The organism is Mucilaginibacter sp. P2_A4, assembly GCF_056405015.1.
On record NZ_JBFUCX010000001.1, the window covers coordinates 638,033 to 650,032 of the forward strand.

The 12,000-nt window shown below is 40.3% G+C and carries 13 protein-coding genes; 2 read left to right on the forward strand and 11 right to left on the reverse strand.

Going from position 1 to position 12,000, the window contains the following annotated elements; all coding sequences use genetic code 11:
* Positions 1-89 precede the first annotated feature (89 nt).
* The 5 genes from AC1DYB_RS02540 to AC1DYB_RS02560 all read right to left on the reverse strand — a co-directional run bounded on the left by AC1DYB_RS02540 (position 90) and on the right by AC1DYB_RS02560 (position 3,534).
* Positions 90-512, reverse strand: a complete 423-nt coding sequence (locus AC1DYB_RS02540; RefSeq protein ID WP_477432144.1) for an SRPBCC family protein — start codon at positions 510-512, stop codon at positions 90-92.
* On the reverse strand, positions 509-853 hold the full coding sequence (locus AC1DYB_RS02545; protein ID WP_477432147.1) for an ArsR/SmtB family transcription factor: 345 nt from the start codon (positions 851-853) through the stop codon (positions 509-511). The genes AC1DYB_RS02540 and AC1DYB_RS02545 overlap by 4 nt, the downstream gene beginning before the upstream one ends.
* Before the next feature lie 137 nt (positions 854-990).
* Complete coding sequence (locus tag AC1DYB_RS02550; RefSeq protein WP_477432149.1) at positions 991-1,665, reverse strand: YdeI/OmpD-associated family protein; 675 nt, start codon at positions 1,663-1,665, stop codon at positions 991-993.
* An 85-nt stretch (positions 1,666-1,750) separates the two neighbouring features.
* Positions 1,751-2,284, reverse strand: a complete 534-nt coding sequence (locus AC1DYB_RS02555; RefSeq protein WP_477395491.1) for an RNA methyltransferase — start codon at positions 2,282-2,284, stop codon at positions 1,751-1,753.
* 83 nt (positions 2,285-2,367) lie between these two features.
* Positions 2,368-3,534 (reverse strand): galactokinase, encoded by a 1,167-nt coding sequence (locus AC1DYB_RS02560; protein ID WP_477432151.1) that lies wholly within the window; start codon positions 3,532-3,534, stop codon positions 2,368-2,370.
* 197 nt (positions 3,535-3,731) lie between these two features.
* Between AC1DYB_RS02560 and AC1DYB_RS02565 the strand changes: the two genes are divergently transcribed.
* The gene (locus AC1DYB_RS02565; RefSeq protein WP_477395471.1) at positions 3,732-4,040 is read left to right on the forward strand and encodes a YciI family protein; all 309 of its coding nucleotides are present in this window, start codon (positions 3,732-3,734) and stop codon (positions 4,038-4,040) included.
* Between the two features lie 186 nt (positions 4,041-4,226).
* On the opposite strand, the gene AC1DYB_RS02570 is transcribed toward AC1DYB_RS02565, so the two are convergent.
* Positions 4,227-4,649, reverse strand: coding sequence for a hypothetical protein (locus AC1DYB_RS02570; protein WP_477432153.1), 423 nt, complete (start codon positions 4,647-4,649; stop codon positions 4,227-4,229).
* A gap of 88 nt (positions 4,650-4,737) precedes the next feature.
* Positions 4,738-5,601: an aldo/keto reductase gene (locus AC1DYB_RS02575; RefSeq protein WP_477395475.1), complete on the reverse strand. Its 864-nt coding sequence runs from the start codon at positions 5,599-5,601 to the stop codon at positions 4,738-4,740.
* 189 nt (positions 5,602-5,790) lie between these two features.
* Here AC1DYB_RS02575 and AC1DYB_RS02580 point away from each other — a divergent pair, with 189 nt between their 5' ends.
* Positions 5,791-6,222: a DUF6526 family protein gene (locus tag AC1DYB_RS02580; RefSeq protein ID WP_477395477.1), complete on the forward strand. Its 432-nt coding sequence runs from the start codon at positions 5,791-5,793 to the stop codon at positions 6,220-6,222.
* Between the two features lie 96 nt (positions 6,223-6,318).
* On the opposite strand, the gene AC1DYB_RS02585 is transcribed toward AC1DYB_RS02580, so the two are convergent.
* The 4 genes from AC1DYB_RS02585 to AC1DYB_RS02600 form a co-directional block, all read right to left on the reverse strand.
* Positions 6,319-6,723: a DUF1761 domain-containing protein gene (locus tag AC1DYB_RS02585; protein WP_477432155.1), complete on the reverse strand. Its 405-nt coding sequence runs from the start codon at positions 6,721-6,723 to the stop codon at positions 6,319-6,321.
* A 277-nt stretch (positions 6,724-7,000) separates the two neighbouring features.
* Positions 7,001-9,724, reverse strand: a complete 2,724-nt coding sequence (locus AC1DYB_RS02590; protein WP_477432157.1) for a carboxypeptidase regulatory-like domain-containing protein — start codon at positions 9,722-9,724, stop codon at positions 7,001-7,003.
* 266 nt (positions 9,725-9,990) lie between these two features.
* A complete protein-coding gene (locus AC1DYB_RS02595) occupies positions 9,991-10,941 on the reverse strand; it encodes a hypothetical protein (RefSeq protein ID WP_477432159.1) in 951 nt (316 codons plus the stop codon).
* 207 nt (positions 10,942-11,148) lie between these two features.
* Positions 11,149-11,934, reverse strand: a complete 786-nt coding sequence (locus AC1DYB_RS02600; RefSeq protein WP_477395484.1) for an amidohydrolase — start codon at positions 11,932-11,934, stop codon at positions 11,149-11,151.
* Positions 11,935-12,000 lie beyond the last annotated feature (66 nt).

Below are 12,000 nucleotides of genomic sequence, written 5' to 3' on the forward strand. Positions count from 1 at the left end.
TTACTTAATATCTATGGATGAAAAGTTGCAGAATCTCAGACTTACGAAGTTTTCAAAACTTCGTAAGCCTTTCCTGTGATCCTGTCAAATTATTTTTCGAGGTAATCCTTCAATGATATGCCTGTTATATGTGTCCAGCCGGCAACAAAATTTTCTTTTTTGAATGCATCTGTTTGAGGGAAGGTTTCCAGGCCTGTATGGGTGAGCTTAAGGCGGGTGCCTTCACCTTCGGGGAACAACTCCCATGTAACTTCCGAATCGCCTTCGCGACCATCATAGCGCCAGGTATAGGCAATTTTGCTGCCTTCAACAACTTGGGTTACCCTGCACAGGTGGCGATATTTAACATTGTCGTCACCTGCTGTGAACTCAAACTCGAAGCCAACTTCCGGTTTAAATTCGGCAATGTTAAAATACCATTCCTGCATTTTATCCCTGTCGGTAATGGCTTCCCAAACTTTGCTCACAGGTGCGTTGTAAGTGCGTTCAATTTCAAAAGGTTGTGTGCTCATAATTTTTCATTTTTAGGATTTATACTATCAGTGTTTTGTTCTTTGGTGAGGAATATATCCAGGGCATCAAGTTTTTGTGTCCAGAACCGGCTATACTGTTCGGCCCAATCGGTTACTTCTTTAAGTTGTTTTAAATCGGCTTTGCAAAACCGTTCGCGGCCCTGCTGCTTAATAACCAATAAACCACACTCTGTAAGGATCTTGATGTGCTTGGATACAGCGGGGCGGCTCATATTAAAATTATCTGCCACTGCATTAAGGTTCATACTTTGGTGCGCTATCAGGTTGATGATTTCCCTTCGGGTGGGGTCGGCAATGGCTTTAAAAACGTCTCGGTGCATGGTAATGATGGCTATATGAAACCTTATGGTTACAAATATATATGAAACCTTTTGGTTACGCAATAGCGAAATGAAAAATAACCTCAGGTCATTTCAATGGCCCCGGGGTTACTTGCGTCAGAATAAAGTTATGGTACTTATTTATCCGAAGGGTTTTTCTTGTTATTCAGTAACATGGTCACCATCTTAGCTAAACGTTCTTCACGCGTTTTTTCCTGTTTGGCGGTTAATATCCACAGTACATATTCTTTTTTATTGCTATAGGAGAGTTGTTGAAACCAGGCCAGGGCGGCAGGCTGTTGCTCAAGTGCACTCTTAACATTAGCGGGGAGGGTTACTGTTTTTTTATCGACATCAATAAACTCAGCGTATTCATTATTCCGGATACTTTCATTTCGCCCCTCAGAAATTTTCGACTGTCCCTCGGGCCTGAAACGCAAAGCGGTCCATGTTTCATCAATTGCTGCAGCAGCAACCGGACCCCATCCATATTTAGTTGGTTCATCCCAACTGCCCATCATCTCGAGGTCTGTTTTTATGCCAGAGCTTTTTTTGGGATAGATGATCCAGAAAATGGTATTATTATTTAATAACGGAAACACCACTTTCAGTTCTGATGCCAGTTCGGCACTGCTGTTAACAAATAATTGTATCCCGTTAAATTCGCCGGCAGTATTAAAAACAACCTCGGCACCGTCTGGTAAAGGTGATAAACTATCCGGGTAATTTGCAGGTGCATTTTGAAGCAGCCACCGGGAATCAGGTTTTATTTGCAATTTTTTTGCGAGGGCGTTCATTGGGTTAGTGGTCATTACAATTGGAATAGCTAATTTACAAAATAAATTAACTTCCCGGCAGATGAGAAGTGGGTACACATTGCAAGTAAATCACCCCCGACTATTTTATAGCCAGCTTCGCAAAGAAATCCCAAAGTACAATGCCTGCCGAAACCACAATATTGAATGAGTGTTTAGTACCAAATTGAGGAATCTCGATACAGGCATCAATATTTTGCATCACTTCATCGCTTACGCCGTTTACTTCGTTGCCAAATACAAGTGCATATTTTTTAGTAGCATCGGGATTAAATTCATTGAGCATGATACTGTTTTTAGCTTGCTCAACAGCAATGATCTGGTATCCGTCAAGCCGTAATTGCTCAACGGCTTGTAATGGCGTTTCGAAATAGGTCCAGTTTACAGATTGGGTGGCACCAAGCGCTGTTTTCTCAATTTCACGATGAGGAGGTTGAGCAGTGATACCACAAAGGCAAACCTGCTCAACCGCAAAACCATCAGAGGTACGAAAGATAGAGCCTATATTGTGCATGCTGCGCACATTATCTAATACAACCGTAACCGGTAGCTTATCCTGTTCCTTAAATTCCTCAACAGAAGCCCGGTTCAGCTCATCTAACTTTAATTTGCGAATCTCCATAGTTTATTAGTTTACTGGTTCATTAGCTTTATCAATAAACTAATAAACTTCGAGGCGCAAAAGTATTGATAAATAGCTTAAATAGCCACCTCGTTTAGTAAACCTACGCCGTTGCCAATTAAAGAGCTATATACAGATGGTGCATAGCCTATTTTACTGGTGTAGTAATCTATTACACCTTTGCTGTAATCTTCAAAGGCATCGCCTTTAACAAGGGCTATTGCACAACCGCCAAAACCTGCACCTGTCATGCGGGCACCGGCAACATCAGGGTTTGTTTTACTGTATTCTGCCACTGTATCAAGCTCAATACCGCTTACTTCGTACAAATCCCGCAGGGAATCATGAGATGCATACATGAGTTTGCCAAACTTCGCTAAATCATTATTAGCTAATGCCTTGGCAGCAAGTTTTACACGGTCGTTTTCTTCAATAACGTGTTTGGCACGCTTAAGTACAAATGCGTCAGTTATCAGGTGTTGGTATTTTTGAAGTGTTTCGGCATCAATATCGCACAGGTGATTGATGTTTAGTTCTTGCTGAAGAGCAGTTAAAGCTGTTTGACACTCCTCCACACGTTCATTGTATTTTGATTCGGCCAGTTTGCGGGGTTTGTTGGTATTGATAATGGCTAAAACATAATCGCCAAGGTTACTGTCAACCGCCTCATAGTCCAGCGTATCGCAGTTAAGCATCAATGCTTTGTTCTTTTCGCCAAATGCAACTGCAAATTGGTCCATAATGCCACAGTTTACACCGATGAAGTTGTTTTCTACCGATTTGGAAAGTTTTACCAAATCAAGCTTACTGTATCCGCTTTTAAAAATATCGTTGAGTGCAAAAGCGGTAACTACCTCAATGGAAGCAGAGGATGATAAACCCGAGCCAATAGGAATATCGCCATAAAAAAGCATATCGAGACCGTTAAGCTCATGATTTTCTTTTATAAAAGAATCGATGACCCCAATAGGGAAGTTAAACCAGTTTTCGCCAACTTTTTCATATGAGGCTTGCAAAGGGACATCCTGTTTTTCGTCGAAATTTAAACTCCTGAAACGGAAAACGCCATCTTCATTAGGTGATGTTAGCAGGTAGGTACCAAAAGTGATGGCACATGGCATTACCAGGCCACCATTATAATCAATATGTTCGCCAATAAGGTTTACGCGTCCGGGCGAAAAGTAAGCGTTGTCTGCTTCTTTGTTAAAAATTTTATTGAATTCCTGGTGTAAAGTATTCTTCATTATTCAGGTTGGTTTACTGGAAAACAAATATTGTAAAAATTGTCACATTTACAGTTATAAATTTAAATTAATTTCAAAAAAGGGCTAAAAAAGAGCCAAAAAGAAGCATTATGACTTAAAATTTTGTCTGCGTTTTTAATTTTATAGTTTTACGGCAATCAAAACAACAAGGATCAGCTTAACACACTGATAAATTAATGCCAAATTTAAAAGCCATGAAACAATACCTGATTACCGGATATGATTATACCGACGAAGGCGCTTTACAACGCCGTATGAATGTACGCCCGCATCACCTTGATGGTGCTAAAGCGCTTAAAGCAAGTGGAAATTATGTTTTGGGCGGAGCTGTGTTAAATGATGAAGGGAATATGATAGGTTCGGTTATGATATTGCAATTTGAAACCGAAGAGGAGCTTGACGCCTGGAAACAAAATGAGCCTTACATTACCCAAAAAGTATGGGAATCGGTTGATGTGAAGCCTTATAAGGTGGCGGCGGTTTAGTTTGCAGTTTTCAGTGGGCAGTTTACGGTGGGCAGCTGGCAGTTTATAGCTCGCAATAAACGGAGGAAAGCAATTTGAAAATTCATGATCAAATAACGCTCAGACAAAATAGCTCTATAAAGCTAACTGCTCAGTGCAAACTGCCTACTGTAAACTGCCCACTGTAAACTGCAAACTGAAAACCGCCTACCTGCCCAGCTTCCATCTTTTCATTTGCCAGTAACCATCTTTATCTTTAATATAAAAAGCGGTATAGCCAATACCCATCATATTGAAATCAAATGAAAACTCATTTACAGCGGGATCATCGGGCAAAAAATTTGGTAGTACGCTATCAGCTACTAAGGCAATATGTTCGCTGAGCTCATCTTTTTCTACTTTCGATACTTTAATCTCGGTGCTTTTTAAATACTCATTAAAGTTTGCAAACTTATAATGGGGTTGGGCCGGCGATTCATCTTTTAGCCTGCGGGCAGCGTTAAAGGCATCTTCCTGGCATTGCAGTTTGTAGATTTCCATCGCGCTAAGCAGGTCGGCGGCAGATATTTCGGGCATGCCATTGGCACCCCCTGTATAAAAGCTATTTAATATTTCTTCTTTGGTTTTCATGTTCGTTATATCGCTTTCAACTAAAACAAAAGGATGCCATAAACATAATGACATCCTTTTGTTTTTTTAGGCTTAAAGAGAAGTTTTTTTATACTTCGCCCAATGTGTTCAATACATCTATATCATCTTCTGATAATTGAATATCAATAGTTTTCATGTTTTCTTCCAGATGCCCAACACTTGATGTACCAGGAATCAATAAAATATTGGGCGAATGGTGCAATAACCAGCTTAATGCAACCTGGTGGATGGTAGCGTTATGCTTATTTGCTACACGTTGCAACACTTCTTCGCCTTGTACGTTACCGCCACCCAGCGGGAACCATGGAATAAAGGCGATGTTATGATCGCGGGTATATTCCAGTTCTGCCTCCCATTTACGATTATCAACGCTGTACATGTTTTGTACTGATACCACTTCGAAAAATTCCTGTGCTTTTTTTATTTCAGCAACACTCACTTCGGATAGGCCAATATGTTTGATCTTACCCTGTTGCTGTGCTTTTTGTAAAAATTCAAAGGATTTTTCGGCCGGTACTTTTGGGTCGATGCGGTGAAGTTGATAAAGATCTATCCGTTGCAATTTTAGCCGTTTCAGGCTGCCTTCTAATGCCTGCATTAAATGCTCTGGCGATGAATCTACAGGCCATTCATTGGGACCTGTACGCAGCAGGCCTCCTTTGGTGCCTATCACCAGGTCGGCAGGGTAGGGTGCAAGTGCTTCGGCAATTAACTCTTCAGATACATTGGGACCGTAGCTATCGGCTGTATCAATGAAGTTTACACCCAGTTCAACCGCACGTTTTAACACACGGATGCATTCAAATTTATCTGCCGGAGGTCCCCAGATACCTTGACCGGTAATGCGCATGGCGCCGTAGCCCAAACGGTTTATAGTGAAATCGCCGCCTAAACTAAAAGTTTTTTCAAATGAACTTGTTGTAGTAGCCATAATGTTGATTTTGTTTATTATTATTTCAACTCAAATATGGCTGCATTGTTTATGAGAAATATAACGTAAATGTCATTATAAGCAGCAAGTAATTAGCATCAGGTATCAGGATTGCGTCTGTATCGGTAATCGATAGCTGGTGCTAACTACTGCCACAAAAGCGCTATCTTTCCATAAAAAATAAAACCAATGACCGATCAAAATTTTGTCAATCACAAGCGTAATGTAATAGGCTATCATTATGTATTAAGCTTTTTCCTTTTAGCAGGATTTGCTTTGGCTATAGTAAATGTGGTAAAGCAATGGCAAACCGAGGGGCTTATGTCCTCACTGCTGATATTGCTTGTTTTTGTTTGTTTCTTTTTTATGTTCTGGTTTATGCGTGTTTTCCCGATGAAAGCACAGGATAGGGCCATACGCGCCGAAGAAGGCCTGAGATATTTTATATTAACCCGCCAGCCCTTAAGCCGCCAGCTTACCATTGGGCAAATAGCAGCCCTGCGTTTTGCACCCGATGAAGAAGTGGTACAGCTTATCGAAAAAACATTAAGCGAAAACCTTAGCCCAAACGATATTAAGAAAGCTATCCAAAAGTGGAGAGGCGATTATCACAGGGTATAATGCAGTTATAAACTATAACATTGGTGTAATTAATCTGTATTGTTAACTACACCACTGTTATTTGATTAAGTATGGATTTGACTCCACTATAGCCAATTATCTCCAGGCTCCCAAAATAGCTCCCATCAACGTTAACGATACCAGGCTGTAGCCGCCGTTGATAAGTATCAACCTCCAGCTTTTTAGTTCAAATAAACTGTGGATAGCGATAGCACTAAAAGTCCAGATACCGGCCAGGAATCCTGCCGTTGTACCCCAGGCCAGGTCTGTTTTGGCATCGGCTAAGAAAGCCGCGAGGTTAGCAGCCATTATTAATGAGAATACTGCTGTCATCCCGAACGATCGTAATTTGCTGCCTGCTTTTAATTCGTCGGCATTAAGTTTACTATCGGTCATCCAGGCATTGGCAAACAGGGCAGGGGAATACCAGATACCACCAACTAAAAATGCAGATAAGGCAGCCACTATAACCGCCAGCCAATTAATGAGAGAAGGATTCATAATGATAAGTTTATGTGTTCAATAAAATTAAGTTTTTTTATGGTAAAAGACAAAGGAGTTTCGGAGGACAGACGTTCGGACAAAAGACATTCGGACGTTCAGACAAAGGACTAAAAGACAAAAGACGTTCGGATATTCGGACAAAGGATTAAAAGACAAAGGACAAAAGATCTACTCCTTTGTCCTTGTTCTGAATATCCGAATGTCTTTTGTCCGAACGTCTTTTAGTCCTTTGTCTGAACGTCCGAAAATCCGAATGTCCAAAAATCCAAAAATCTTATTTCACATTAAAATGCAATACTTGCCGGCCTAAATTACCATCACCATCAATGCCTTCAATTATTGCACGGTAGGAGCCTCGCGCATCGCTGTTGAAAAAGCTAAAAGTTGCCACGCCGTTTTTATCGGTGGTGATTTTAGGGTTCCAATAAATTGTGTTACGCAGATCGAGCCCTATTACACTGCTTTTGCCTACTTCATATTTAGGTACATAAAAGTCTTTTGCCTTGGAATATCCCTGAACAGAGAAGGTAATTACGTTTTGTTTTGGTATAAGCGCCATCAATTGCGACAGCGAAATTTTTTCTTTTTTTATCACCTTTTTGTGGATGATCATTACACCTTTTGTACCGTTTACGCGATTGATGCCACTTAAGCCATCGGTAACAAATATCTCAACAGATTCAACTTCATCGCCACTCATTGATGCCAGGTTGGTAACATCAATTTGTGCACTGTTAAGGTAAATCTGTACAGGCTGCTTATTACCCTGATTATAGCTACGGGTAACATAAAAGTTATTATCAACATAGGTTAAACCAAGCGCCATGGTACTTAAACAATTTATTAAAATAGGGCATCCCTTAAGCTGATCGGGATTTATTTCATGATCAGCCTGTGCGCTAAGGCCAGAGAAAGTTCCGTAATCTGAGTGACTTACTTTTTTTACTATTGTTTTAGCCTTTATCACTACTTCTTTAAGCACCCTTGAGCTTTGAAATTGTTTACGGCTATTTTCCAGGTAGGGGCGTATAACACTATCAATATTTACTATCTCATCTGCTATATTGTTGTTTTTACTAATCTTCTGATAAATTTCACCATTTACATTGATCACCATGTTTCTGCTATTCACATTATTACGTGCGCTCAGGGTAATCTTAGAAGTATCTCTCACAACTACATCCGAGAATTTGAAATTCCCTGTCATATCCGTAAGTGTTTCGGCCGAGAAGTTGTTATCAGGTACTATCAGCCTGATACTACCTTTGCTTACCGGTAAACCTGTATTGGTGCGTAAAATGCCCGTTACTTCAATGCTTTGTTCGGGAGCGACATAAATAGGCGGGTTTTTGTCGGCCAGAATATCCTCGTAATTAAAACGGCTATAGCCCTGGGTAAGCATCAGGATATCGAGGTTATCCAGTTTTTCCTGGTCGGGTTTGTTAAAGTAGTAGTTTGGTTTTTCTATATAACCTTTCAAATCTGATGTTAGCAAAATGTTGCTTAAAATAGTTTGCTCATTATTTTCATCTGAAGGTATGGTGGCATCGTCCAAAACGGCAACTGAAAAACTGCCAACAACAGGAGCTGTTTTATTAAGCGCTGTAACCGACATTTTTACATTTTGCCTTACTGTATAAGAGGGTTTATCTGTTTTTAAATTGAGGCTTAACTGATCATTATGCTGAATAAAAACAGTACGCTCACAAAGTGCATAGCCTCCGGATGAAAACAACGTAACCTGTAAAATACCTGTAGGGAACTTGCTTTTTGGGATATTGGCAGAGTAGGTAAGGTTTTGCAACACCGTTGAAGCGGCATAATAAACAACCCCGCCACTTTGCGCTACAAGGTAAAAGCTTTTGTTTTGTTTACGCTGTAAAAAAACATCATTAGCTGATATTTTAACGGTTAAATTATCAGGCTCATTATTGAAAACTGCCAAGCCAATACCCATGCTTTGAACCCTGGGCAGTTTATAAGTGGCTGTTGATCCGTTAGGGAAAGTAACATTTGCTGTATAGGCTCTGTCGCTTTCGGGTGTTAAGGCAAATACGCCCATACCCAAATGTGCCGATGTGAATGTAGCAACTTCAGTTCCCTTATCATCGGTAATGTTTCCTTTAATATCTGCACCCAGTCCTTTGGCATTAATAGCCTTAAATGCTATTTTGGTACGTACTCCGTTGGTTAACTGCCCGCTTTCGGGAAAAAACTGTACATCAAAGTTGGTAATGGAACCATTTAAGGGGAAAGTATTGGTAACAAATTGGCGGTCGCCCATATCAATAGCCGTAACCAATGATGCGGATGTAATAGTTTCCGAATTATTTTCCGGCAGTTCAACCAGCAGATTCCCATTTGCATCTGTTGTGCCGCGGCCTTTGCTTATCGGGTCGCCATTGCGCATCAATTGCCAGGTGATTTTTTTATCGGCATAGGGCACGCTCGCCGGATCTTTATAAACAATATTGGCATTAAGTTTTATAAGACCACCTCTTTTGCCCGAACTTTTATAGGATATTGAAGTGTTTACCTTGTTATCAATGGCGTTCCCCACGTTTATAGTGCGGTCATAAAAATAATCCGGATCAAAATTGCGCATCCAGTTAGTATATGATCTTATGCGGTAAGCGCCTTGCTTAAATGTTGCACCATCAAGCGTTATGTTTCCGTTGGCAAAACCGTTTTTTAACTGTAGCCTGAGGCTTGTAAGTACCGAATCCTGGCTATTAAGCAGATCCACATACACAATGCCACTAAGCGCCGATGGTTGATGCTTTTCAACGGTAACATAGGCCTTAAGCCAAATTGTATCGCCGGCGGCATAGTAAGGTTTATCCAAATGCAGGTAAACCTTTTCTATAGGGAACGCGGCCGAGTATTTGGCGGTTTTTTCTATAATGGTGTTAATGGGGATGCTATCCTGCTGGGCCAGTGCGGCTAAGCTAAAAGATAATAAGAGGGATACTACGAGTAAAAATTTTCTTGATATCATTAATATAATATAAAGCAGCTAACAGGGGCTAATATAAACATTTAGGGTTGTTGCATACCGGAGGCAAACAGGATTTAACATTTTTTTACAACCCGGCGGTATTTTGAACGGGTTTATAGTTTAAATTGTATGCAATGGGTACGCAAAATTTACCACCACAGACTTTGTGCTGCGAAAGGTAAGCGCAATTGTATACATGCAGTTTAAAATAACATAATTGTTACTTTTTGGCATTATAAATGAAGTTAAAATAATAGGAGCTATTGTTATTTAGCAGCCACGGTTTTGCCCTCTACATGCACAGATACCATACTGGAATGTACAATACCAAGGGTTGATCCTGGCTTGATGTTTAAATAAAATTTAAAATAGCTGTTCATAATGCCACTCGCAATTCGGTTGTAAGCGCGCTCAAACTCAGGGCCGCTTGAGGCAAGATCAACGAGTGCGTTGCCGTAATACATACCGCCCTTATCATCAACATACATTGTGAAGGAATAATAAAAATCCTTATATGCCTTGTTGATAACGATATCATAAGTAGGGGCAAGGTAATCATCGGATGGATCGAAGTTATTTTCGATTTCGGGTTTGGTTGTGCGGCGGGTAACTTTTATCTGTGAACTTTTGCTTATAAGTTCAACCGGTTGCCTGGCCGAAAAAGCCTTCTTGTAATCCTTGTTTGCTTTTGCAGCCAAAGATTGGATATATAAGGTATCCTTACGGCTCGGGCGCCTTAATATGGATGTATCCGTGTGCAATACGTTTTTTACATAGTTATCCGCAAAAAAACGCATGTATACTTTGGTGCCTTTAATATCCAGCGAATCTCCTTTTTGTTTGATGATCTCGAGAACAAGGCTGTCTTTACTTATTTTTTGAACCTTTAACCATGATCGTGCCGCATTAAAGATGGAATCATAACCACGGGTTAACGGGAAATTGATGAATGCTTGTTTTGTTGGGCTGTATATGCTCACCGAATCATCAGATACGAACTTCATTTTCCATTGAGGCTCCAGCTGGTAACCGTATTCGTTAAAAGAAAGTCCGTTTTTTTGCCGGCGGGATACTTCTGAATAATTGATGCCATTATAGGGCTTAAAATCAATTAGTTGTTTTTTACCGCTGTTTGCTCCTCCGTTGCAACCGGTTTGTATAATTGAAATTGTAATAAACAGTATTAAATACGCCTGTTTTGTTGTTTTAAGATTCATTGGTAGCATAGCGGCTTAAAGATATATATAATTCAATAAACCGGTAAAATGGCATCAAATTTTTGAATAAAAGACCTTAATGCAAGTGACTTTAAGAATAAGCAGTAAATAAAAAACACTTGAAATTAAAAATTCAATGTTTAAAATTATTTGCCGGTACAAAAATCAAAGTAAGCAAGCGATTAAGTGCTGCCTGATTAATCTTCTCTAAAGCTTTATCTTAAATTCATCTGCATCCTTTAAAAAAGGCAGGGCGCGGCGGGCTTTCTTCACTTCATCAGCAATAATAGAGAAGGTGTATACATCATCTTCATCGCGTTTGTAATAAACTACATTACCGTTAGGGTCAATACAGGTAGAATCGCCGGAGTGATAAACCTCATTGCCATCATGACCAACCCGGTTTACACCAATAACGTAAGTCTGGTTCTCAACAGCGCGGGCCGGTAATAGGGTGCGCCAGTGCATAGCGCGGCGCTCGGGCCAGTTGGCTACTACAATGAGCAGGTCGTAAGGGTTATCGCCAACGTTGCGCAGCCATACAGGAAAACGCAAATCATAGCAAATAACTGGGCAAATTTTCCAGCCATTCAGTTCAACAAAAAGCTTTTTTGTTCCGGGAGTATAGGTGTTATGCTCTTTGCCTAAAGCAAAAAGATGGCGTTTGTCATAATAATCGTAAGTGCCGTCGGGGCGCATCCAAATGAGGCGGTTGTAGTATTTATCTTTTTCTTTGATAATGATACTGCCGGTTACTGCGCAATCATATTGCTGTGCAATCTTGTGCATCCATTTTGTAGTTTTGCCATCCATGGGTTCGGCAAGTCGTTCGGCATCCATGGTAAAACCAGTGCTGAACATTTCGGGCAGGATGATAAGGTCCGTTTTTTCGCGAATACCGCCAGATAATCGCAGAGAAATATTCTGTAAATTTTTGTCTGTATTTTCCCAAAAAAGGTACCCTTGAAAAACAGTTATTTTAAGATTATCCATAAGCGTTTTTAAGTCGACAGACCATAATCAATGGTCCATGGATGTTATAAATTTGTGGACTATATA